The sequence below is a fragment of the Variovorax sp. J2L1-78 genome (genome assembly GCF_030317205.1).
Taxonomy (GTDB): domain Bacteria; phylum Pseudomonadota; class Gammaproteobacteria; order Burkholderiales; family Burkholderiaceae_C; genus Variovorax; species Variovorax arabinosiphilus.
Map to the genome: position 1 here is coordinate 124,877 of NZ_JASZYB010000001.1, position 22,947 is coordinate 147,823.

Genomic DNA, 22,947 nt, shown 5'->3' on the forward strand with positions numbered 1-22,947 from the left:
ACAAATGCACGACGACACCCTTCCCGACGAGATCCAGCCACGCAAGCGCCGCAAGGGCATCTACGTCCTGCCCAACCTTTTCACGCTGGCCGCGCTGTTCGGCGGCTTCTATTCGATCGTGATGGCGATGAATGCGCGCTTCGACCTCGCCGCGCTGGGCGTCTTCGCGGCCATGGTGCTCGACAGCCTGGACGGGCGCGTGGCACGCATGACCAACACGCAGAGCGCGTTCGGCGAGCAGATGGATTCGCTGTCGGACATGGTGTCCTTCGGGGCCGCGCCAGCGCTCATTGCGTACGAATGGTCGCTCAAGGGCCTGGGGCGGTGGGGCTGGATCGCCGCCTTCGTCTACTGCGCCTGCGCAGCGCTGCGCCTCGCGCGCTTCAACGTCAACACGGGCGTGGTCGACAAGCGCTGGTTCCAGGGCCTGCCGTCGCCCGCGGCGGCGGCGCTGGTGGCCGGTTTCATCTGGCTCATGACCGAATGGGGCAAGCGCGGCGGCGAGGTGCTGTACCTCTCGTGGACCCAGATCACCTGGATCACCTTCGCCTTCACCCTGTACTCGGGGCTGTCGATGGTGACCAACGCGCCGTTCTACAGCTTCAAGGACATCCAGATGAAGAAGAGCGTGCCGTTCGCGGCGATCGTGCTCATCGCACTGGGCATCGCGGTCATCAACATCCATCCGCCGACGGTGCTGTTCGGCGTGTTCGTGGCCTACGGGCTGAGCGGCTACGTGGTGTATGCCTGGCGCAAGGCCAAGGGGCAGCCGGTGAGCGTGATCAGTATTTCCACCGACGAGCCGGACGAGCGCGGCTTGCACAACTGAGCGCGGCCTGTGCTACATTCGCAATTCTCATGAACAAGATTTCGCTGGCCCTACTACTCATCCCCTTCGGGCGGAGACGGTAGCGCACGCGCATCCCTCACCACGGCCCGTTCGCACCAGCAACGGGCCGTTTTGTTTGGGGTTGCTGGTGGTCCACCTACCACCGAAAGAATCGTCATGTTGAAGCAACCGCAAGCCAAGTACCGCGCATTCGCACCGATCGGCCTGAAGGATCGCACCTGGCCCGACGCCGTGCTGACGAAGGCACCGATCTGGCTGTCGACGGACCTGCGTGACGGCAACCAGGCGCTGGTCGAGCCGATGGACATCGCTCGCAAGATGCGCATGTTCGAGACGCTGGTGGCCATTGGCTTCAAGGAGATCGAGGTCGGTTTCCCGTCCGCATCGCAGGTCGAGTTCGACTTCGTGCGAAAGCTCATCGAGGAAGACCGCATCCCGGACGATGTGACGATCCAGGTGCTGACGCAGGCGCGCGACCACCTCATCACGCGCACCTTCGAGTCGCTTCAGGGCGCGCCGCGCGCCATCGTCCATCTCTACAACGCGGTCGCACCCATCATGCGCCGCGTGGTGCTCGGCATGGACGAAGACCAGATCGTCGAACTCGCCACCACGCATGCGCGCATGTTCAACGAATGCGCGGCGAAGCAGCCCGAGACGCAGTGGACCTTCCAGTATTCGCCCGAGATGTTCTCCGGCACCGACCTCGCCTTCTCCAAGCGCGTGGTTGATGCGGTCACCGAGGTCTGGCAGCCGACACCCGAGCACAAGTGCATCGTCAACCTGCCGTCGACCGTCGAGCATTCCACGCCGAACATCTTCGCCGACATGATCGAGTGGATGCATCGCCACCTGGCGCGGCGCGATGCGATCGTGCTGTCGGTCCACCCGCACAACGACCGCGGCACCGGCACGGCGGCCGGCGAGTTCGCCCTGATGGCCGGCGCCGACCGGCTCGAGGGCTGCCTCTTCGGCAACGGCGAGCGCACCGGCAACCTCGACCTGGTGAACATCGCGCTCAATCTCTACACGCAAGGCGTGTCGCCCGAACTCGACTTCTCCAACATCGACGAGATCCGCGTCGTCGTCGAACAGTGCAACCAGATCCCGGTGCATCCGCGGCACCCGTACGTGGGCGACCTCGTCTACACCTCGTTCTCGGGCTCGCACCAGGATGCCATCAAGAAGGCCTTCGCTGCGCGCAAGGACGATGACCTCTGGGACATGCCCTATCTGCCGATCGACCCGAAGGATGTGGGCCGCAGCTACGAAGCGGTGATCCGCGTGAACAGCCAGTCGGGCAAGGGCGGCATGGCCTACCTGCTCGAGAGCGAATACGGCATCGAGATGCCGCGCCGGCTGCAGATGGAATTCATGCAGGCGGTGCAGCGCGTGATGGACGTTGCCGGCAAGGAACTGACCGCGGCCGATCTCTACGCCCTGTTCGAACGCGAGTATGGCCTCAAGACCGTGCAGGCCCTGCAGCACCGCGTGATCGAGGAAGAGGGCGAAGGCGCCGCTGCGTCGGTGGTGTTGCGCGGCGACCTGCCCTGGGGCGGCGAGATTCGCCGCATCGAAGGGCGTGGAAACGGCCCCATCGACGCCTTCATCCAGGCGCTGGCGGAAAGCACCGGCCATGCGATCCGTGTGATCGACTACCACCAGCACGCCATCGGTGCCGGCGCCGATGCACAGGCCGTGGCCTATCTTGAATTGCGGGTCGACGACCGGCACACGCTGTTCGGCGTGGGCATCGACCCCAACATCGTGTCGGCCTCGCTCAAGGCGATCGTCTCGGGGCTGGCACGTGCCCGGGCGCGCAACGCACCCAGCGCACAATCCGACACGGTCGCGGCCTGAGCCGCCCCGGCCACAGAAAGAAGACAAGGACCCCCGATGACCGACAAGCTGATCATTTTCGACACCACCCTGCGCGACGGCGAGCAATCGCCTGGCGCGTCCATGACCAAGGACGAGAAGCTGCGCATCGCCAAACAGCTGGAGCGGCTGCGGGTCGATGTGATAGAGGCCGGGTTCCCGGCGAGCTCGAACGGCGATTTCGAGGCGGTGAAGCTGATCGCGAATACCATCAAGGACTCGACCATCTGCGGCCTCTCGCGCGCCAACGACCGGGACATCTCGCGCGCCGCCGAGGCGCTCAAGGGGGCGGCCCGCGGGCGCATCCACACCTTCATCGCGACCTCGCCGCTGCACATGGAGAAGAAGCTGCGGATGTCGCCCGACGAGGTGTTCGAGCAGGCGAAGCTGGCGGTGCGCTTTGCGCGCAACCAGGTGGCCGACGTCGAGTTCAGCCCGGAAGACGGCTACCGCAGCGACATGGATTTCCTCTGCCGCGTGCTCGAGGCGGTCATCAGCGAAGGCGCGACGACCATTAACGTGCCCGACACCGTCGGCTATGCGATCCCCGAGCTCTACGGCAACTTCATCCGGACGCTGCGCGAGCGCATCCCGAACAGCGACAAGGCGATCTGGTCGGTGCATTGCCACAACGACCTGGGCATGGCGGTGGCGAATTCACTGGCCGGTGTGAAGATCGGCGGCGCGCGCCAGGTCGAGTGCACCATCAACGGCCTGGGCGAGCGCGCGGGCAACTGCTCGCTCGAAGAGGTCGTGATGGCCGTGAAGACCCGCAAGGATTACTTCGGGCTCGACCTGGGCATCGACACGCAGCACATCCTGGCCGCGAGCCGGATGGTGAGCCAGACCACCGGCTTCGTGGTGCAGCCGAACAAGGCGGTGGTGGGGGCCAACGCCTTCGCCCATGCCTCCGGCATCCACCAGGACGGCGTGCTCAAGGCGCGCGACACCTACGAGATCATGCGGGCCGAGGACGTGGGCTGGGCCAACAACAAGATCGTGCTGGGCAAGCTGAGCGGCCGCAATGCCTTCAAGCAGCGGCTGCTGGAGCTGGGGGTGAGCATGCAGAGCGAAGCGGACATCAACACCGCCTTCGCCCGCTTCAAGGAGCTCGCCGACAGAAAGAGCGAGATTTTCGACGAGGACATCCTGGCGCTTGTCAGCGACGAGGAGGGCGCAAGCGTTGGTGACTTGTTTGGATTTGTATCCTTGTCGCAGCACAGCGAAACCGGCGAGCGGCCTCAGGCGCGTGTCGTGTTCACCGTGCAGGGCCAGGAGGTCACGGGCGAATCGGACGGCAACGGCCCGGTGGACGCGTCGCTGAAGGCGATCGAGTCTCACGTGCGAAGTGGCGCCGAAATGGTGCTCTATTCGGTCAATGCCATCAGCGGATCGACCGAAAGTCAGGGCGAAGTCACGGTACGCTTGCAGAACGCCGGCCGCGTCGTGAACGGCGTCGGGGCCGACCCCGACATCGTGGTGGCGTCTGCCAAGGCTTATTTGAGTGCGCTCAACAAGTTACAGAGCCAAGCTGAGAGAGTGGCCGCACAAGGCTAGTTTCGGGCGATCCTTTTTGCTTCGAATGAAGAAAGGCCCGCAAGTAACTGTTATTGCGTGCTTTTTTTGATTTCGATACACTGCGGACACCTTTTACGCCGCTGGAGAGTTCTGAATGCCTGAGGCCCGTCCTTACCGAGTTTCGCCCCAGCGGGTCCGCCAAGCTCTCCGTCTGATCGCCGCCACGCTGTGCGCCGTGGCCTTCATCGCCCCGACCGCCCATGCCGCCAGTGCCAAGCGGCCCGTGGCCGCCAAGAAGAGCCAGCCCGCCGCGGACGCCAAGCGCAAGACCGCGCCGGTCGCGCAGCGCGCCTCCAGGGCAGACAAGACAGAGAAAAGCGTGCGCGGTGGCAGGAATGTCGTCGCCACCATCCGCAAGAGCGGTGGCAAGACCGTCGTTGCGGTCCAGCGCCGCTCGGTGGTCCGCGTGGAGCAACCCGCTCGCCTGTCCTACGGGCAAATGGCCGGCCTGCACAGCACCGACGATGCGCTCGACCTGAAATCGAGTGCGGCACTGGTCATCGACCAGGACACGCGCGAAGTGCTGTTCAGCAAGAACGACCATGCCGTGCTGCCCATCGCTTCGCTCACCAAGCTGATGACGGGCCTGCTGATCAGCGAAGCGCAACTGCCGATGGACGAACTGCTGACCATCACGCAGGACGACGTCGATACCGAGAAGGGCAGCAGCTCGCGCCTGCGCATCGGCGCCACGCTGTCGCGCGGCGAACTGCTGCACCTGGCCCTGATGTCGAGCGAGAACCGCGCTGCCCACGCGCTGGGCCGCACCTTTCCGGGCGGGCTGGCCACCTTCGTCAGCATGATGAACGCCAAGGCCAAGCTGCTCGGCATGAAGGACACGCGCTATGTCGAGCCCACCGGCCTGTCGAGCCAGAACCAGTCCAGCGCGCAGGACCTGGCGCTGCTGGTGAATGCCGCTTCGGGCAACGCGACCGTGCGTGAGCTGTCGACTTCGCCGGCCTACCAGGTCGAGGTCGGCAACCGGGTGCTGCAGTACAACACCACCAACCGGCTCGTGAAGAGCCCGGACTGGCAGATCGGCCTGCAGAAGACCGGCTACATCTCCGAAGCCGGCCAGTGCCTCGTGATGCAGGCCCGTATCGCGGGCCGCAAGGTGATCATGGTGTTCCTGGATTCCGCCGGCAAGTTCAGCCGGATCGCCGACGCCGAGCGCGTGCGCCGCTGGGTGGAGGCTTCGCACCTGATGTCGCCGACGCTGCAGGCCGCTTCGCAGCACGCCGCCGGCGACTGACCTCGGCGGTCGGTCGGTCGCGCTTCAGCCGGCGGTTGGAGCGCTCTGGTTGTATCCCAACGCGCTGGAAATCTCGCTGGCGGTCGCCTGTAGCTTGGGCAGCCAGCCTTCGTCCAGCCGATCGGCCGGTGCAGAGATCGACAGGCCGGCCACCAGCTTGCTCTGGTCGTCGTAGATGCCGGCAGCCATGCACCGTACCCCCAATTCCAGTTCCTCGTTGTCGCGCGCGATGCCGTACTGGCGCGCCTTCGCGAGCTCCCGTTCCAGCATCGGCAACTGCGTGATGCTGTTGCGCGTGTGGCCGGCGAGGCCGGTGCGGGTGGCATAGCTGCGCACGCGTTGCGGATCGTCGGCGGCGAGAAAGAGCTTGCCGGTCGACGTCAGGTGCAGGGGGGCCCGCCCGCCGATGGCACGCACCACCTGCATGCCCGAGCGTTCGCTGTAGGCGCGCTCGATGTACACGATCTCGTCGCCCTGGCGCATGCTGAGGTTCACCGGTTGCTGTGTCAGCTTGTGCAGTTCGCGCATCGGTGCCAATGCGGCGTCGCGCACGTTCAGGCGCCCCTTCACGAGGTTGCCCAGTTCCAGCAGACGCATGCCCAACCGGTAGCTGCCCGCTTCCGGCCGGTCGACGAAGCGGCCGACCGCCAGATCATTCAGGATCCGGTGCGTGGTGGAGGGGTGCAGGCCGGTCTTCTCGCTGATCTCCTTGAGGGAGATCGCTTCCTCGCGCGAAGCCAGCACGTCGATCAGCGAGAACATGCGCTCGATGACCTGAATGACCGGCGTGGCAGGGACGTCTGATTGTGGTTTTCTCATGGGCGCAACGCGGTGATGTCCGGGCTGCGATTTTACCTTGTGAAATCGGGAGTCTGCCAGCGCCCGTCGATCAGCAGTTCGTGCGGCGCGTAGCGCGCCTTGTAGTTCATCTTGGGGCTGGCCTCGATCCAGTAGCCGAGGTAGACGTAGGGCAGGCCGAGCTGGCGCGCCTGCGCGATCTGCCACAGCACGCCGTGGTTGCCGTAGGCGGTGCCTTCCTCCGGCTCGTAGAAGGTGTAGACCGCCGAGATGCCGTCGTCGAGCACGTCGAGGATCGACACCATCTTGAGGGCGCCGGCGCCGCCGTCGGGCAGCGTTTCGCGGAATTCGACCAGGCGCGAGTTCACCCGGCTCTGCAGCAGGAACTGGGTGTACTGGTCGATGCTGTCGTGGTCCATGCCGCCGCCGGCATGGCGGCCATTCTGGTAGCGCAGGTACAGCTGGTAGTGCTCGGGCATGAAGCACAGCTTGAGCACCCGCACCTGCAGGTCGGCGTGCTGCTTCATGGCGCGGCGCTGGCTGCGGGTGGGCTGGAAGTCGTGGACCCGCACGCGCAACGGCACGCAGGCGCTGCAACCGTCGCAGTAGGGACGGTACGTGAACATCCCGCTGCGCCGGAAGCCGTTGCGTACCAGGTCGGAGTAGGCGTCGTTGTGGATCAGGTGGCTCGGCGTCGCGACCTGCGAGCGCGCCTGCCGGTCCGGCAGGTAGCTGCAGGGATAGGGCGCCGTTGCATAGAACTGCAACGTGTGGAGCGGGAGTTCCTTGAGGTGCGTCACGTCGTCGAAGAAGGTCGCGCAGGCAGGAGTTCAGTCCAGTATACGGGCTCGAAATGCCATGAAAGGCCAGGCGCTTCGCGCGCCCGTGCAACGTGCTCGACGAAGCGCTCGCGCGGCATCTCGCTGGCGCCCAGGCTCGCGAGGTGGGCGGTGTTCTGCTGGCAGTCGATCAGCTGCACGCCATGGCGGCGGCACAGGCACACCAGCGCTGCCAGCGCGATCTTCGAGGCATCGGTACGGCGCGCGAACATCGACTCGCCGAACACGGCGCGCCCGATCGCCACGCAATAGAGCCCGCCGACCAGCTCGCCGTCGACCCACGTCTCGACACTGTGCGCATGGCCGGCCCGGTGCAGCGCGCCGTAGGCCTCGACCATGGCCGGCACGATCCAGGTGCCCGACTGCCCTTCGCGCGGTGCGGCCGAGCAGGCGCGGATTACGGTGTCGAAGCTGTGGTCGACGCGGATTTCGCAGCGCGCGTCGTTGCGGAAGGTCTGCAGCACCTTGCGCAGCGACCGGTGCAGCCGGAACGATGCCGGCGCCAGCGTCATCCGCGGGTCGGGGCTCCACCACAGGATCGGCTGGTCGTCGCTGAACCAGGGAAAGATCGCGTGGCGATAAGCGTCGAGCAGGGTGGGCACATCGAGCGCGCCACCGGCGGCCAGCAGGCCCGGTACGGGGTCGTGGGCGCCCCAGGCCTCGACCGGGGTCGGCAACGGGTCACCGGGTGCAAGCCAGGGCAGATTCATGGCGAAAACTCTGGCGAGCGCTGTCCGACGGAGCGCCGGAGAGGCCGAAAAAACAAAAGGTAAGACAAGGGTGTTGCGTTAACAGTCTGTCGACGATGTGACAAGCATTCTGACGTTTGAGGGTGATGCCTTCAGGAGGACTTCTTCACGAAATGGCCGGTTGCGGAAGGCTCATCGCTGTCCAGCGGCTCGGCGGCACCCGCGGCGCCGGTAGGCCGCGCAAGAATAGCGGCACAAGAACGACTCAGGGGAAAAGTGACCATGCGAAATGGAACCGTAGCGGGATACCTTGTCAGCCCGTGTGCCGCGACGCCCTGCAGGCGCCGCGCGTGAAGAGTCGGCCATGCTGCAGCGACTGCTCGCCGCGTCGTCGATCACGCCGCCCGCCATCTGGGGCAAGCTGCCCGCGCATGCCGATTTCGTCGGCAGCGGCTTGAGTACGTCGCACCGCGAGGCCTGGCGTGCATGGCTCGAGGCGCAGGGCGAGGGTGTCGTCGATGGCGATGGCGCCGAGGACGCGCGGGCCTTGCCCACAGCCTTCGTCCTCGCCCCCGGGGCCTTGCCCTTTGCGCCGCATCGTTTCGTCGTCGGTGTCGTGGCGGCCTCGTCCGATCGGTTCGGCCGACCCTACCCGCTCGTGATCTACCACGAGGCCCATCCGCGCTGGGTCGCGTGTCACTTCCGGCGCCAGGCACGCGAGCCGAACGACTGGTTCTTCTGGCTGGCCCGTACCGTCACCCGCCATGGGAGCCTGCGCGATGCTGCGGACATTCGTACCCTGGAGCGGATGGTCAACGCGCTCTGGCGCCTGCACGCGCCGACCTGGCTTGAAATCGCAACCTCCGGCCGTCATGGTGTGCCCGCGCCGACACGCGTCCGGGTGCAGGCCTTGCTGGACCGGATGGCCGGTCCGGTGCGGCAGGACGACCCCGGGCGTCGGTTCCGGGGGGTGCGCCACCTGCCCTGGACCGACTGGCCGCAACGGCTTCGCCATATGCCGGGTGAATGCGCCTTCTGGCAGCAGGACTCCCGTGGCCGCTATGTGAATGCGTCGGATCGCCTCGATACGCTGTGGGGCGGGTTGTCGTGACGTCACGGCAGAGCGGCAAGGACGATGCATCCGGCGGACAGCCGCTGGTGCTGCGGCTGGTCCGCAGCCGCGGGTTGCCACGCTCCGGCGCCTTCGCCATTCCGCCGGAAGGCGCCGGCCTGGCGGCGGCGTTGAATCTGGGGGGGCCGCCGCTGAGTCCCGTCGATAGCGAAGACGCCGACCGATGCTTCATTGCGCGGATCGACGGTCAATGGATGCTCAGCAATCAGAGCCGTTCATGGGTCTGTGCGCTGAACGGCCAGCGCATTGGCGTGGGCAAGCGGCCGGCGCTGTTCGATGGCGACGTGCTCGAGCTCGGGCTGCTGCGCTTCGAGGTCGACGCCATGCACGGTCCCGGCCACGGCACCGCCGAGGCCGCCCCGCCACCATGGGTGCGTTTGGACGAGCGCGATCCTCTGCCTCCTGCTGCGGATGAGAGCGTCGCCGAATTCGACCTGCGGCAGCGAGCCCGTCCGCCGGATTCCACCTGGTAGCGATGGCGTGTCGCGTCGGCCGCTGCAGCGTCGGCGGTCAACCCGTATAGTGGCCGCTCGACAACCTCCCGCGCTGTGCCATGGCCGACCCGGCCGGTGCGCGCGTCTAGCAGGACTCTCGCGTGGACCACGACACAACATCCCCCGATCCCCTTCGTTTCGGCAGCGGGCAGGCCGTCCGCCGGCTGGAAGACCAAGCCCTCTTGTCCGGCGCCGGCCGCTACACGGACGACGTGCAGCCGGCGGGGCTCACGCACCTGGTCTTCGTCCGCTCGCCGTACCCGCATGCGCGCATCGTCTCGGTCGATGCGTCGGCTGCGCTCGAGATGCCGGGCGTCGTCGGCATCCTGAGCGGTGCGGACCTGGATGAGGCGGGCGTCAAGCCGATGCCCGGCACCGCGGGCTTCAAGCGGCCGGACGGCGGGCCCGGCGTATCGCCGCCGCGGCGCGCGCTGGCGCACGAACGCGTGCGCTTCGTGGGCGAGCCGGTGGTCGCGGTGGTGGCCGAAACGGTCGAGCAGGCGCGCAACGCGGCCGAGGCCGTGTTCGTGGACTATGAAGAACTGCCGATGGTGGTCGACCTCGCGGCAGCGGCTGCCCCGGGCGCCCCGCAGATCCTCGACGAGGCGCCCGGCAACATCGCCGCCGAAGCGCGCCACGGCAGCGTCGAGGCCACGACCGCGGCCTTCGCGCAGGCCAGGCACGTGGTCGCGCTCGACATCGTCAACCAGCGCGTGGTGGCGCTCACCATCGAGCCGCGCGTGGTGCTGGCCGACATCGAGGAGGGCACGGGCCGGCTCAGCATCCGCATGAGCACGCAGATGCCTTCGGGTGTGCGCAACTCGGTGTGCGATGCCATCGGCCTGCCGAAGGAACAGGTGCGCGTGGTGGTCGGCGATGTCGGCGGCGGCTTCGGCATGAAGACCGGCGCCTACCCGGAAGACATCGCCGTCGCGTACTGCGCGCATGTGCTCCAGCGGCCCGTCAAGTGGGTGGCCGACCGCAGCGAGGAATTCCTCTCCTCCGCGCACGGTCGCGACGTCGCGTCGCATGCCGAACTCGCGCTCGATGCCGACGGCAAGATCCTGGCGCTGCGCATCCATTCGCTGGCCAACGTCGGCGCCTACGCGACCGGTACCGGCGTCGCGATCCAGCTGCTGATCGGCCCCTGGGTGCAGACCAGCGTCTACGACATCCAGACGGTCGATTTCCATTTCCAGGCGGTGCTCACCAACTGCGCGCCGACCGGTGCCTACCGCGGGGCCGGCCGGCCCGAAGCCATCTTCATGATGGAACGCCTGATGGACGAGGCGGCCCGCCAGATCGGCATCGACCGCGTCGAACTGCGTCGCCGCAACTTCATCCGGCCCGAACAGATGCCCTACACCAACCCGATGAAGCAGGTGTACGACACCGGCCAGTTCGAGAAGGTGATGGACCAGGGGCTGGCGCTGGCCGACTGGTCGGGCTTCGAGACGCGGGCAGCGCAGTCGAAGGCAGAAGGCAAGCTGCGCGGCCTCGGCATCGCGACCTTCCTCGAATGGACCGGCGGCAACGTCTTCGAGGAACGCGTCACCGTGGCCGTCAAGCCCGACGGCTTCATCGAGGTCTTCTCCGCCGTGAACGCGATGGGGCAGGGCATCGCCACCTCACTGGCGCAGCTGGCCGTCGACGTCTTCGGCGTGCCGATCGAGAAGGTGCGTGTGATTCTGGGCGACACCGACCGCGGCGACGGCTTCGGCAGCGCCGGCTCGCGCTCGCTCTTCACCGGCGGTTCGGCCATGAGCATCGGGGCCGAGCGCACCGTCGACCATGCGCGCCAGCTGGCGGCCAAGGAGTTCGAAGCCGCCGCCGAAGACGTGCGCTACGCCAACGGCAGCTTCACGGTGGCCGGCACCGACCTGAAGCTCGGCCTGTTCGAGCTGGCCGGCAAGCAGCCCGACGGCCAGATCTTCGTCGACTCGACCAGCACCGTGAGCGGCCCGACCTGGCCGAACGGCTGCCACATCTGTGAGGTCGAGATCGACGCCCCGACCGGCGAGGTGACCGTCGTGGCGTACAGCTCGGTCAATGATGTCGGCCGCGTGGTCAACCCGATGATCGTGCGCGGCCAGCTGGACGGCGGCGCGGTGCAGGGCATCGGCCAGGCGCTGTACGAGCGCGTGGTGTACGACAGCGAAACCGGCCAGCCGGTGACCGGCAGCCTGATGGACTATGCGGTGCCGCGCGCCGAGGTGTCGGAGGTGATGTTCCGCACCGAGATGGACGAGTCCACGCCCTGCAAGAACAACCCGCTGGGCGTCAAGGGCGTCGGTGAGCTCGGCACCATCGGCGCGACGCCCGCCGTCGTCAACGCGGTGGCCGACGCCTTCGCGCGTGCCGGCCTGGCCGCGCAGGCGCCGAAGCTGCAGATGCCGTTGAGTTCGGCGCGCGTCTGGCAGGCGCTGCAGGCCTAGAAGTCTTCCAGCGGCAGGCCGACGTAGTTCTCGGCCAGCGCCGTCGAGGCGGCCGGCGAATGCACCAGGTAGTCGAGTTCGGCCTCCTGGATCTTCTGGCCGAACTCGCCGGTGTCCGGAAAGCGGTGCATCAGCGAGGTGAACCACCACGAGAAGCGCTCGGCCTTCCACACGCGGCGCAGGCACAGGTCGGAGTAGCGGTCGAGCGCCGACGGCGAGCGTTCGCGGTAGAAGATCTCCAGCGCGCGCGACAGGTACCCCACGTCGGCGGCCGCCAGGTTCAGACCCTTGGCGCCGGTCGGCGGCACGATGTGCGCCGCGTCGCCGGCCAGGAAGAGGCTGCCGAAGCGCAGCGGCTCGGCCACGAAGCTGCGCAGGGGAGCAATGCTTTTTTCCAGCGACGGTCCCGTCACCAGGCGTTCGCGCGCTTCGGAGTCGAGGCGCACGCGCAGCTCGTTCCAGAAGGCCTCGTCGCTCCAGCGCTCGACGCGTTCATCGACCGGCACCTGCACGTAGTAGCGGCTGCGCGTCGTGCTGCGCATGCTGCACAGCGCGAAGCCGCGCGCCGTGTTGGCATAGATCAGTTCGTGCGACACCGGCGGCACATCGGCCAACACGCCCAGCCAGCCGAAGGGGTAGACCTTCTCGTAAAGCTGCAGCGCTGCCGGCGGCACGCTGGCGCGGCTCACGCCGTGGAAGCCGTCGCAGCCGGCGATGAAGTCGCAGTCGATGGTCCGCGCGACGCCGTCCTGCACGAAGTCGACGCGTGGTTGCGCGCTGTCGAAGTCGTGCAGTGCGACGCGGTCTGCGTTGTAGAAGGTGTGCAGGCCCGCAGCTTCGCGGGCCGCCATCAGGTCGCGTGTCACCTCGGTCTGGCCGTACACCGTCACGCGACGGCCGTCGGTCAGGCCGTGCAGGTCGATGCGGTGGCGCGCCCCCTGGAACAGCAGCTCGATGCCGTCGTGGGGCAGGCCTTCGGCCTGCGCGCGCGCATCGACGCGGGCCTGGGCCAGCAGGTCCATCGTGACCTGCTCGAGCACGCCGGCGCGGATGCGCCCTAATACATAGTCGGCGCTCTGTCGCTCGACGATCACATTGTCGATGCCGGCCTCGTGCAGCAACTGGCCCAGCAGCAGGCCCGCCGGGCCGGCACCGATGATGGCAACTTGGGTGCGCATGGGGTTGTCTCCTGAAACTCGCGAACTCGCCGTGACAGCGTAGGGCGCGCGGCAGGTGGGTCATCGTCGCGCAAAGCGCCAGTGTGCGATGCGCCGAACGGCTGTGCGATGATCGCGCAGCAACCGGTTGCCACCCATGACCATCGCCAAACCCGACTTCATCGAAGGCATCGCCAAGGGCATGGCGGTGCTCGAGAGCTTCGACACCGAGCGGCAGCGCCTGAACGCCACGCAGGCCGCCGAGCGCGCCGGCCTCACCCGCGCGGCGGCGCGGCGCCACCTGCTCACGCTCGCGCATCTGGGCTATCTCGACACCGATGGCAGTTCGTTCTGGATGTCGCCCAAGGTGCTGCGCTTCTCGGGCAGCTACCTCGCCTCGTCGCGCCTGCCGCGGGCACTGCAACCCACGCTCAACCGCCTGGCGGCACAGACGCAGGAGTCCTTCTCGGCCGTCGTGCTCGACGGCGAAGAAGCGGTGATCGTCGCGCGCAGCGTGGCCTTCGGCGCGCCCACGCGCGTGCTGGCCTACGGCCTGCACCTGGGTGCGCGCCTGCCGGCGCATGCCACGTCGACCGGTCGCATGCTGCTCTCCGCGCTGAGCAGTGCGGAACTCGCACACTGGCTCAAGGGTCGCACGCTGGCGCGGCTCACCCCGCACACCGTGACGCAGACCACCGTGCTGCGGCGATGCCTGGCGCAGGTGCGCAAGGACGACCACTGCATTGCGAACGAAGAACACGAGCTCGGCGTGCAGGCGCTCGCCGTGCCGCTGCGCGACATGCGCGGGCGCACGGTCGCGGCGCTCAATGTCGTGCTGTCCGGCGCGCACCGCAGCGACGACGCCCTGCGCCGCGACCTGCTGCCGCTGCTGTACGAGGCGGCGCGCGAAGTGCGCGCCCTGCTCTGACCGGAAGACCCTCATGCGACTGCTGCTGCTCGAAGACGACGTGATGATCGGCGAAGCCGTGCTCGACCTGCTGCGGGCCGAGCAATACGCCGTCGACTGGGTGAAGGATGGCGAGGCCGCCGAGAGTGCCTTGCGCGCCCAGCAGTACGACCTGGTGCTGCTTGACCTGGGCGTGCCCAAGCGCGACGGCCTCGAGGTGCTGCGCGGCCTGCGGGCGCGCAAGCAGCGCATGCCGGTGCTGATCGCCACCGCGCGCGATTCGGTGCAGCAGCGCATCGAGGGGCTCGACGCCGGGGCCGACGACTATGTGCTCAAGCCCTACGACCTCGACGAACTGCTCGCGCGCATCCGCGCCCTGCTGCGCCGCGCTGCGGGCCGCGCCGAGCCGGTCTACGAGCACCTGGGCGTGAGCATCAACCCCGGCACGCGCGAAGCGTCGGTCAATGGCCAGCCGGTGATCCTCTCGGCGCGCGAATGGGCGGTGCTCGAGCCGCTCATCGCCCGACCCGGCCTGGTGCTGTCGCGTGCGCAGATCGAAGAGAAGCTCTACAGCTGGAAGGACGAGATCAGCAGCAACGCGGTCGAGGTGTACATCCACGGCCTGCGCAAGAAACTGGGGGCCGACTTCATCCGCAACGTGCGGGGCGTGGGCTACATGGTTCCCAAGGCATGAGCTTCGTGCCGACCTCGCCGTCGTCGCTTTTTGGCTCGCTGCGCGCGCGCCTGCTGCTGTTCCTGCTGGCCGCCATCGTGCTCGCCGCGGGCGCGCAGGCCTTCGTCGCCTACCGCACCGTGCTCAAGGAAGCCGACGAGATCTTCGACTACCACATGCAGCAGATGGCGCTGTCGCTGCGTTCTGGCCTGCCGCCGAGTTCTGCGGTCGGTGGCATCGGCGGAGCGGAGCAGAACTTCGAGTTCGTGGTGCAGGTGTGGACGGCCGACGGCGTGCGCATCTTCGAGTCGGCCGAGCAGGCCGCGCTGCCGCAGATCGCGGTGCTGGGCTTCGCCGACGTGCGTGCGCGCGGCACCACCTACCGCGTGTTCTCGATGCAGACGCGCAGCCTGGTGATCCAGGTGGCGCAGGACATGGCGGTGCGCCGGCAGATGGCGCGCGCGCTGGCGGTGCGCACGGTCATGCCGGTGGCCTTGATGGCGCCGATCCTGATGCTGGTCGTGTGGTGGGTCGTCAGCCGTTCGCTCGCACCGGTGGCACGGGTGCGGCGCCAGGTGGCCGCGCGCCAGGCCGACGACCTGTCGCCGGTCGGCGAGGAGGGCCTGCCCGACGAGGTGCGCCCGCTGGTGCAGGAACTCAACCTGTTGTTCGAGCGCGTGCGCCACGCCTTCGACGCGCAGAAGCATTTCGTGGCCGATGCCGCGCACGAATTGCGATCGCCGCTCGCGGCGCTCAAGCTGCAGGTGCAGGGACTGCAGCGCGCGAACGACGAGGCCACGCGCACGCTGGCCACAGGCCGGCTCGCGGCCGGCATCGACCGCGCGACCAAGCTGGTCGAGCAGATGCTCGCGCTCGCGCGACACGAGGCCAGCGTGGCGGCGGGCGCGGCGGCGGAGGCTGTCGACCTGCCCGCGCTCGCGCGGCTGGCCATCTCCGACGTGGTGGCGGCGGCGCAGGCGCGGCGCATCGACATCGGGCTCGACCAGGCCGATGCGGCCGTCGTGCAGGGCCACCCCGAGGCGCTGCGCATGCTGCTGCGCAACCTGCTGGACAACGCCGTGAAGTACACGCCCGAGGGCGGTCGCGTCGACCTGCGCATTGCCGCTGACGACAGTGGGGTCGAGCTGCAGGTGGACGACAGCGGCCCCGGCCTGCCGGTCGAAGAACGCGAACGCGTGCTCGACCGCTTCTACCGCGCCGGCCAGGCGCAGATGGCGCAGGCGCCCGGCAGCGGCCTGGGCCTGGCGATCGTCAAGTCGATCGCGGACCTGCACGGCGCCACTGTCGTGCTGGGCGCGTCGGAACGGCTCGGCGGCCTGCGCGTCGTCGTGCGCTTTCCCCGCGGCCGCTGAACCGCCGCGGCATGCGGCACGGCGCCGCATGCTTAAGCGTTGCCTAAGTCTGGGCGCGCACATTCCTTTCCATCGTGTTTCATCCCACACCCTCGAAAGGAATCTCCATGAACACCCGACTGACTTCGACCAAAGGCCTCGTGCTGGCGCTGGCGTCCGCCGGCGTGATCGGCGCGGTGGGCACCGGCGCCTACACCAGCGCGCGTGCCGTGGCGACGCCCCCGGCCGCGACCGCGCCCGCCGCGCCGCTGGTGACGATGCCCGACTTCTCCACCATCACCCAGCGCGACGGCCCGGCGGTGGTGAACATCAGCGTCACCGGCACCACCAAGACCTCGTTCGACGGTACCGCCGGCATGGACCCGGACGACCCGATGGCCGAGTTCTTCCGCCGCTTCGGCGGGCAGATCGGCCCGCGCGGTCGGCAGCAGGAACGCGAAGTGCCCACGCGCGGCCAGGGCTCGGGCTTCATCGTGAGCGCCGACGGCACCATCCTTACCAACGCCCACGTGGTGAAGGACGCGAAGGAGGTCACCGTCAAGCTGACCGACCGCCGCGAGTTCCGCGCCAAGGTGCTGGGCGCCGACGAGAAAACCGACATCGCTGTGCTCAAGATCGATGCGAAGGACCTGCCGACCGTCGCGCTCGGCAGCACCAAGGACCTGAAGGTCGGCGAATGGGTGCTGGCCATCGGCTCGCCCTTCGGTTTCGAGAACACCGTGACCGCCGGCGTGGTGAGCGCCAAGGGCCGCTCGCTGCCCGACGACAGCTATGTGCCCTTCATCCAGACCGACGTGGCGATCAACCCGGGCAACTCCGGCGGCCCGCTGCTCAACACGCGTGGCGAGGTGGTGGGCATCAACTCGCAGATCTACAGCCGCAGTGGTGGCTACCAGGGTGTGTCCTTCGCGATCCCGATCGACGTGGCGGTGCAGATCAAGGACCAGATCGTCGCCACCGGCAAGGCGAGCCACGCGCGCCTGGGCGTCGCGGTGCAGGAAGTGAACCAGGCCTTCGCTGATTCCTTCAAGCTCGACAAGCCCGAAGGCGCGCTGGTGTCGAACGTCGAGAAGGGCAGCCCGGGCGACAAGGCCGGCCTGCGCTCGGGCGACGTGATCCGCGCGGTCGACGGGCAGCCCATCGTGTCGTCCGGCGACCTGCCGGCCGTCATCGGCCAGCGCAAGCCGGGCAGCCAGGTCACGCTGGACGTGTGGCGCCAGGGCGCGCGCGAGCAGATCACCGCGAAGCTCGGCGATGCGTCCGAGAAGGGCAGCGTCGTCGCCAAGAACGACGAGGCGACGGGCAAGGGCAAGCTGGGCCTGGCGTTGCGCCCGCTGCAGCCGCAGGAGAAGCGCGAGGCGGAAGTCGAGAGCGGGCTGCTGATCGAAGACGCCGGCGGCCCCTCAGCCATGGCCGGGGTCCAGCCGGGCGACGTGCTGCTGGCCATCAACGGCACGCCCGCCCAGAGCGTGGAGCAGGTGCGGGAAGTGGCCGCCAAGGCCGGCAAATCCGTGGCGCTGCTGATTCAGCGCGGCGGCGATCGGATCTTCGTGCCGGTGCGCATCGGCTGATCAGTTCGCTGTCAGCGCCGATTCCGGCGGAACCCGCCCTTCTTTCTGGAGGGCGGGTTTTTTCATGGGCGGGCCGCAGCGTTAACCAGTACACAAAATAACGATCTATTCCTGTCAAATCAGACAATGTCATTTGCGTCGCGTGTAACCAGAGACAAATGTGTTGAGAATGCAAGCATCGTGAGCCCAAACGCCGACGTCGAAAACGACGCGGATCAAATGGGGGTGGCGCGGCCCTGGGAGGGGGCGCGTTGCAAGGGCTCCATGACAGTGAATAAGAAGATCCATGAAAGACTTTTCACTTGCCGACGTGCGCTTGTTCATCAAGGCCGTCGAATTGGGCGGATTGACGCTCGCCGCCGATGTGCTGGATGTCCCGAAGGCCTCCGCATCTCGCCAATTGCAGCGTCTGGAGGCCAGCGTCGGCCACGTGCTGCTGCACCGGGGCGCGGCCCGGTTCGCATTGACGGAAGAAGGGCGCCAGTTCTTCGAGACGGCGGTCGACATGCTCCGTGCCGTCGACCGGGCGATGTCGAGCCTCTACGCCGACGAGCGCGCCCTGACCGGCCGCCTGCGCATCGCCGCGCCGACCTATGCAGGCCGCCAACTCCTCGCCGCGCATCTGCCGGATTTCATGGCCGCCCACCCGCAGTTGCAGCTGTCGCTCGAGCTGGGCAATGGCCATGTCGACCTCTTCCGTGACGAGGCGGACGTGCTGCTGCGACTCGGGCGCGAGGGCTGCGAGGAACTGGTGGCGCGTCGACTGGCCACCGTGCCGATGCTGCTGTGCGCCTCACCGGCCTATCTGGGACGAAGCGCCGCCATCGTCACCCTGTCCGACCTGGCGGGCCACGCCTTCCTGATCGGCGGCGCGCACCGCCGGGTCGGCGAGATGACCGTGCCCACGGTGGGCCAGCCGCGCAGCATCGCTGCGGCGACGGTCCTGCATTGCAACGACCCGGACCTGCTGCTGGCGCTGGCGCGCACCGGTCGCGGCATTGCCCTGGTGCCCGCCGCTTTGGCGGCGGAGGCGCTGGAAAAGGGTGAACTGGTGGCCGTGCTGCCGTTCGTTCCTCTGGCGGAGGAAGAGATCAACCTGGTCTTCCTCCCGGGTCGCCGCAATTCCAGAAAGATCAGGGCGTTCGTCGAATATCTTCTGGATGCAACGCAAGCCGAACGCCCGGCTGGCATCCGCCAAATCTCCTAATTGTCAACCAATTGATTCTTGGTGGCCGATGCGATGGCAAGGCGCATTCGCCGCCTTGGTTGTCGGAAATGGAACCGCCGGTACCGGCTGCGAAGTGTGAACTAGTTCCGGTATTTTGCGCGCCCGGGTAGGTATATTTATTCACATTCAAAAATAAGAATTTCTTCGACACCGGCACAGGGGACGGGTCGAGTCAATTCCAACGGCCCGTCAGTGGCCCGGAATTGACGGCTGAATAACAACAGAAGTATTTCGAGGGATTCCTTTCTTTTAAAGATTGCTGCCGTGCTGCAGCCCGCGGGGGGCGTGCGCGTCTGCAATGGATCGGCGGCCCGAGCCGTCGTGGGTGCGACGGGCCGTGTCGGGCCGCCGCTTGTCTTTTGAACTGGAGCATCCAATGCCAACTACAACATCGACTCAAGCTTTCTTCCTCCGGCGCGACGCTGCGCCTTGGCACCGTGTCGCGCGCCTGGGCGTCGGCGTCCTGCTGGGGGCCGCGTGTGCCTTCTCCACCGTCGCGCAAACCGGGTCGCCCCTGGCCAAGGCCATGGAGACCGCCGCCGTGACCGTGGAGCTCCAGCAATCCAAGGTGGTCCAGGCTACCGACGGCAAGGAGCAACTGCTCGATGCGGCATCGGTCAAGCCCGGCGACGTGCTCGAGTACACGGTGACCTACACCAACAAGACCGGCAAGCCGGTGTCGGGCCTGGTCGCCGACCTGCCGATTCCGGAAGGGCTCGAGTACCTGCCGCGCAGTGCCAAGCCGGGTGCGACCCTGGTGAAGGCGGCGGTGAAAGACGGTGCGTTCGCCGCCGAGCCGCTGATGCGCAAGACCCGGGACGGCAAGGCCGAACCCGTGCCGTACAGCGACTACCGCGCGCTGCGCTGGACGCTGGGCCAGCTGCCCGCGGGCGGCGTGGCGTCGGTCAGCGCGCGCGCCAAGGTCGAAGTCGTGGTGCCGCCGGTGCCTAAGACCGCGAGTGCGACGCCGCCGGCCACGCCGTCCGCCAGCGCGCTGCACTGACCGTGGCCTCGCTTGGTTGTCCCGCTCTCTCTTTCCTTCGACCGACAACGCGCGATCCGGTGGATGCCTTCCCTTCGGGAAGCGCATCGGCCGGGTTCTTCCTGTTCCCTTTCTTTTGACAACCGAGGAGAAAACCAAGTGAGTCCCACCCTGCCAACCCCACGCACCGGCTTCAGGCCGCGTGCTTCGTGGGCCGGCGCCGCCGCATTGACGCTGGGCTTCCTGTTCGGAAGCTCGTCCGTCTTCGCGGCCGCACCGCCCGCCAATACCGTCATCGGGAACCAGGCCTCGGCCTCCTACTCGGATGCCGGCGGCAATACGCAGCTGGCCACCTCGAACCTGGTGCAGACCACGGTCCAGCAGGTCGGCTCCTTCACGCTCGATGCATTCGGCACGGTCACGACCACGGTCGTCAACACGAAGATCGGCGCCGCCGGCTCCATCGTCTACGCGCCGCACGTGCTGACCAACACCGGCAACGGCTCGGACACCTTCACGCTCGCGGTCGCCGAAGACGCCACCACGCGCTTCTCGAAGATCGAGGTCTACGCCGATGCCAACGGCGACGGCCTGCCGGACGGCACCACGCCGCTGTGCTCGGTCGTGCCCTCGGCCACCTGCAATGTGCCGGCGCAGACCGTGCCGGGCAGCAACGGAACCTTCCAGTTCGTCGTCGCGTATTCGATCCCCGGCACGGCCACCACGCCGACCGCCCCGTATGCGCTCGCGACCGTGACAGCCACCGCCGGCACACCGGCCCTGTACGCCCCGGCAAATCTCGTCGCCGCGGACAAGGACCAGGTCAACCTGACCACGTTCGCCGCCTTCAACGCCACCAAGAGCATCGGCATCCCCGCAGTCGCCGGGCCCGGCGGCGCGGCGTGGCCCACAGCCACGACCGGCGGCCCGCGCTCGTCCTCGGGTGCATGTGCGACGACCTGGTCGGCCGGCCTCGCGTCCAGCGCGACCTGCCAATACACGGTCTACACGCTGACTTTCAACAACACCGGCGGCGGCGCGGGCAAGTTCGCGCTGTCGGACACCCTGCCGAGCGGCATGACCTACGTCGCGGGCTCTGCGGTGTGGAGCAGCGCACCGGGCACGGCCCTGGGCGACGGTGTCGACGGCGACCCGACCGGCATCGACTTCGCGGCCAGCGGCAACACGCTGAACGCGGTCGTCGCCTCGCTGGGCCAGAACGTCACGCAGACGATCAGCTTCGTGGTGTTGGTCAACAACACCGCGGCGATCGGCACGTCGACCACGACCAACACTGCCAAGTACAACCCGACGGATTCGCCGGCCGCCACCTCGACGGCGATCGGCACCGTGGGGTCGAGCACCAACCCGGCGGCCTACACGGTCACGGCCAGCTACGGCCTCGCGGTGGGTACGACCCCGTCGACGGCCGCCACTGCGGTCGACACCGTGCCCGGCACGCCCAACGGCACGCCAGCCGACTTGACCACGCAGCCGTCGGTGGTTGCTGGCGGCAGCGTGAAGTTCGGGCAGACCGTGTTCAACACCGGCAATGCGCCCGACACCGTCAACCTGACCATCGCCAACGGCAGCTTCCCGGCCGGGACGAGCTTCCTGTTCTTCGCGGCCGACGGCGTCACGCCGCTGCTCGACACGACCGGTGACGGCGTGCCCGACACCGGCCCGATCGCCGCGGGCGGCAGCGTCGCCATCGTGGTGCAGGCCAACGTGCCGGCGAGCGCGGTGGTGGGCAGCGGGCCGTTCGCCGCAGTGGTCACCGGCCGTTCGTCCGGCGACACGTCCAAGCTCGATGCCACCCGTGACGTCGTCACGGTCGTCATCGGCTCGCTGGTCGACCTGACCAACAGCGCCGCCGGCACCGGTTCGGGCGCCGTCGCCGGCGGTGACTTGGGCCCGGGCCCGAGCCCGCTGCCGACCACCACCAACACGACGGCGGCCGGTACCGGCACGATCTTCACGCTGTTCGTCAAGAACAACGACACGGCCGCCAACGGCTACAGCCTGGCGGCCAGCCAGTCGACCAGCTTCCCCGGCACGTTGCCGAGCGGTTGGACCGTCAAGTTCGTGGCCGCCGGCAGCACCTGCACCGGTGCCGCGCTCACCAGCGTGAGCGTGGCCGCCGGCGCGCAGCAGCAGGTCGATGCCTGCGTCACGCCGCCTGCGACGCAGACGCCGGTGACGGCCCAGAAGATCTACTTCCAGGTGCAGTCGACCGCGGTCGCCTCGACCGGCGTGCTTGTGACCGACACCAAGCTCGACGCCGTGACCGTGGTCGCCGCTGCCACGCTGAGCGCCACGCTGACGCCCAACAACGTCGGCCAGGTCGCCCCTGGCGGCACCGTGGTCTACGCCCACACGCTGACCAACACCGGCAACCAGAGCTGCGGCGCGTACACGCTGACGGCCACGGTGCCGGCGGCCGACGCCACGCTGGGCTGGACCACCTCGATCTACCTCGATGTCAACGGCGACGGCCAGATCGATGCGGGCGACACGCTGGTGACCGGCCCGCTGGCCGGTCCGCTCGCGGTCGGCGGCGCGCAGAAGCTGCTGGTGCGCGTGTTCGCGCCGGGCGGCGCCAGCGCCGGTGCCACCGACCTGACGACCGTGACGGCCACCTTCACCGACCCGGCCGCCAACTGCGGCACGCCGACGGCGACCGACCTGAGCACCGTGATCACCGGCCAGATCCGCGTCCTCAAGACGCAAGCGGCCGACCTCACCTGCGACGGTACGGCCGACGGCGGCGTCTTCGCAGCCACGCCGCTGTCGCTGAAGCCCGGCCAATGCATCGTCTACCAGGTCAAGGCCACCAACGAAGGCACCTCGCCGGTCACCAACATCGCCATCAACGATGCAGTGCCTGCGTACACCAGCCTGACCGGTGCCACGCAGCCGGCCAACCAGTGCGTCGCCACCGGTGTGACCGGCACCGCCCTGGCCTACGCCCAGAGCGCCACCGCCGTGAGCTGCGGCAGCACCGGCAACACCGTGTCACCGAGCGGCAGCGCCACGCTGACCTTCGCGGTGCGCATCAACAACTGACGGCTGTTTGAGTCGCCGGCAGACCTCGGGGTCTGCCGGCTTGTG

18 protein-coding genes are annotated in these 22,947 nt (G+C 68.0%); 14 read left to right on the top strand and 4 right to left on the bottom strand.

The window, feature by feature from the left end; all coding sequences use genetic code 11:
• The first annotated feature begins 4 nt into the window (after positions 1–4).
• The 4 genes from pssA (at position 5) to QTH86_RS00655 (ending at position 5,558) form a co-directional block, all read left to right on the top strand.
• The gene (gene pssA / locus QTH86_RS00640) at positions 5–829 is read left to right on the top strand and encodes a CDP-diacylglycerol--serine O-phosphatidyltransferase (protein WP_286646589.1); all 825 of its coding nucleotides are present in this window, start codon (positions 5–7) and stop codon (positions 827–829) included.
• A gap of 177 nt (positions 830–1,006) precedes the next feature.
• Entirely contained in the window at positions 1,007–2,710 is a 1,704-nt protein-coding gene (leuA, locus tag QTH86_RS00645) for a 2-isopropylmalate synthase (protein ID WP_286646588.1), read from the top strand.
• A gap of 36 nt (positions 2,711–2,746) precedes the next feature.
• Entirely contained in the window at positions 2,747–4,285 is a 1,539-nt protein-coding gene (locus tag QTH86_RS00650; RefSeq protein ID WP_286646587.1) for a 2-isopropylmalate synthase, read from the top strand.
• Positions 4,286–4,400: 115 nt separating this feature from the next.
• Positions 4,401–5,558, top strand: a complete 1,158-nt coding sequence (locus tag QTH86_RS00655; protein WP_286646586.1) for a serine hydrolase — start codon at positions 4,401–4,403, stop codon at positions 5,556–5,558.
• A gap of 24 nt (positions 5,559–5,582) precedes the next feature.
• Here QTH86_RS00655 and QTH86_RS00660 read toward each other — a convergent pair whose 3' ends face one another.
• From QTH86_RS00660 to aat, 3 genes are read right to left on the bottom strand one after another with little or no spacing between them, the layout of a single operon-like run.
• On the bottom strand, positions 5,583–6,377 hold the full coding sequence (locus QTH86_RS00660) for an IclR family transcriptional regulator (RefSeq protein WP_286646585.1): 795 nt from the start codon (positions 6,375–6,377) through the stop codon (positions 5,583–5,585).
• Between the two features lie 32 nt (positions 6,378–6,409).
• Positions 6,410–7,156, bottom strand: a complete 747-nt coding sequence (locus QTH86_RS00665) for an arginyltransferase (RefSeq protein WP_286646584.1) — start codon at positions 7,154–7,156, stop codon at positions 6,410–6,412.
• Positions 7,153–7,905 carry a leucyl/phenylalanyl-tRNA--protein transferase gene (aat, locus tag QTH86_RS00670; protein ID WP_286646583.1) on the bottom strand — a complete coding sequence of 251 codons (753 nt, stop codon included), beginning with the start codon at positions 7,903–7,905 and terminating at the stop codon, positions 7,153–7,155. Before aat ends, QTH86_RS00665 begins: the two co-directional genes overlap by 4 nt.
• A gap of 343 nt (positions 7,906–8,248) precedes the next feature.
• On the opposite strand from aat, the gene tagF reads away from it, so the two are divergent.
• From tagF to QTH86_RS00685, 3 genes are all read left to right on the top strand, one after another.
• Complete coding sequence (gene tagF, locus QTH86_RS00675) at positions 8,249–8,995, top strand: type VI secretion system-associated protein TagF (protein WP_286646582.1); 747 nt, start codon at positions 8,249–8,251, stop codon at positions 8,993–8,995.
• Positions 8,992–9,489 carry an FHA domain-containing protein gene (locus QTH86_RS00680; RefSeq protein ID WP_286646581.1) on the top strand — a complete coding sequence of 166 codons (498 nt, stop codon included), beginning with the start codon at positions 8,992–8,994 and terminating at the stop codon, positions 9,487–9,489. Before tagF ends, QTH86_RS00680 begins: the two co-directional genes overlap by 4 nt.
• A 122-nt stretch (positions 9,490–9,611) precedes the next feature.
• The gene (locus tag QTH86_RS00685; RefSeq protein WP_286646580.1) at positions 9,612–11,945 is read left to right on the top strand and encodes a xanthine dehydrogenase family protein molybdopterin-binding subunit; all 2,334 of its coding nucleotides are present in this window, start codon (positions 9,612–9,614) and stop codon (positions 11,943–11,945) included.
• Here the strand turns inward: QTH86_RS00685 and pobA are convergent.
• Positions 11,942–13,123 carry a 4-hydroxybenzoate 3-monooxygenase gene (pobA, locus tag QTH86_RS00690; RefSeq protein WP_286646579.1) on the bottom strand — a complete coding sequence of 394 codons (1,182 nt, stop codon included), beginning with the start codon at positions 13,121–13,123 and terminating at the stop codon, positions 11,942–11,944. The genes QTH86_RS00685 and pobA overlap by 4 nt on opposite strands.
• A 136-nt stretch (positions 13,124–13,259) precedes the next feature.
• Here pobA and QTH86_RS00695 point away from each other — a divergent pair, with 136 nt between their 5' ends.
• The 7 genes from QTH86_RS00695 (at position 13,260) to QTH86_RS00725 (ending at position 22,902) form a co-directional block, all read left to right on the top strand.
• The gene (locus QTH86_RS00695; RefSeq protein WP_286646578.1) at positions 13,260–14,030 is read left to right on the top strand and encodes an IclR family transcriptional regulator domain-containing protein; all 771 of its coding nucleotides are present in this window, start codon (positions 13,260–13,262) and stop codon (positions 14,028–14,030) included.
• A gap of 13 nt (positions 14,031–14,043) precedes the next feature.
• Positions 14,044–14,703, top strand: coding sequence for a response regulator (locus tag QTH86_RS00700; RefSeq protein WP_286646577.1), 660 nt, complete (start codon positions 14,044–14,046; stop codon positions 14,701–14,703).
• The gene (locus QTH86_RS00705) at positions 14,700–16,055 is read left to right on the top strand and encodes an ATP-binding protein (RefSeq protein WP_286646576.1); all 1,356 of its coding nucleotides are present in this window, start codon (positions 14,700–14,702) and stop codon (positions 16,053–16,055) included. Before QTH86_RS00700 ends, QTH86_RS00705 begins: the two co-directional genes overlap by 4 nt.
• Positions 16,056–16,162: 107 nt before the next feature.
• A complete protein-coding gene (locus QTH86_RS00710) occupies positions 16,163–17,626 on the top strand; it encodes a DegQ family serine endoprotease (RefSeq protein WP_286646575.1) in 1,464 nt (487 codons plus the stop codon).
• Positions 17,627–17,912: 286 nt separating this feature from the next.
• Positions 17,913–18,833: a LysR family transcriptional regulator gene (locus QTH86_RS00715; RefSeq protein ID WP_286646574.1), complete on the top strand. Its 921-nt coding sequence runs from the start codon at positions 17,913–17,915 to the stop codon at positions 18,831–18,833.
• A gap of 397 nt (positions 18,834–19,230) precedes the next feature.
• Positions 19,231–19,857 (top strand): hypothetical protein, encoded by a 627-nt coding sequence (locus QTH86_RS00720; protein WP_286646573.1) that lies wholly within the window; start codon positions 19,231–19,233, stop codon positions 19,855–19,857.
• A 138-nt stretch (positions 19,858–19,995) separates the two neighbouring features.
• A complete protein-coding gene (locus tag QTH86_RS00725; RefSeq protein WP_286646572.1) occupies positions 19,996–22,902 on the top strand; it encodes a beta strand repeat-containing protein in 2,907 nt (968 codons plus the stop codon).
• Positions 22,903–22,947: the final 45 nt, after the last annotated feature.

Bases quoted from the DNA above. Each gene is read 5' to 3' on its own strand.
- QTH86_RS00700 (WP_286646577.1), top strand. From the start codon at position 14,044: ATGCGACTGCTGCTGCTCGAAGACGACGTGATGATCGGCGAAGCCGTG.
- pssA (WP_286646589.1), top strand. From the start codon at position 5: ATGCACGACGACACCCTTCCCGACGAGATCCAGCCACGCAAGCGCCGC.
- QTH86_RS00705 (WP_286646576.1), top strand. From the start codon at position 14,700: ATGAGCTTCGTGCCGACCTCGCCGTCGTCGCTTTTTGGCTCGCTGCGC.
- QTH86_RS00715 (WP_286646574.1), top strand. From the start codon at position 17,913: ATGAAAGACTTTTCACTTGCCGACGTGCGCTTGTTCATCAAGGCCGTC.
- aat (WP_286646583.1), bottom strand. From the start codon at position 7,905: ATGAATCTGCCCTGGCTTGCACCCGGTGACCCGTTGCCGACCCCGGTC.
- QTH86_RS00695 (WP_286646578.1), top strand. From the start codon at position 13,260: ATGACCATCGCCAAACCCGACTTCATCGAAGGCATCGCCAAGGGCATG.
- QTH86_RS00660 (WP_286646585.1), bottom strand. From the start codon at position 6,377: ATGAGAAAACCACAATCAGACGTCCCTGCCACGCCGGTCATTCAGGTC.
- tagF (WP_286646582.1), top strand. From the start codon at position 8,249: ATGCTGCAGCGACTGCTCGCCGCGTCGTCGATCACGCCGCCCGCCATC.
- QTH86_RS00655 (WP_286646586.1), top strand. From the start codon at position 4,401: ATGCCTGAGGCCCGTCCTTACCGAGTTTCGCCCCAGCGGGTCCGCCAA.
- QTH86_RS00710 (WP_286646575.1), top strand. From the start codon at position 16,163: ATGAACACCCGACTGACTTCGACCAAAGGCCTCGTGCTGGCGCTGGCG.
- QTH86_RS00650 (WP_286646587.1), top strand. From the start codon at position 2,747: ATGACCGACAAGCTGATCATTTTCGACACCACCCTGCGCGACGGCGAG.
- QTH86_RS00720 (WP_286646573.1), top strand. From the start codon at position 19,231: ATGCCAACTACAACATCGACTCAAGCTTTCTTCCTCCGGCGCGACGCT.
- leuA (WP_286646588.1), top strand. From the start codon at position 1,007: ATGTTGAAGCAACCGCAAGCCAAGTACCGCGCATTCGCACCGATCGGC.
- pobA (WP_286646579.1), bottom strand. From the start codon at position 13,123: ATGCGCACCCAAGTTGCCATCATCGGTGCCGGCCCGGCGGGCCTGCTG.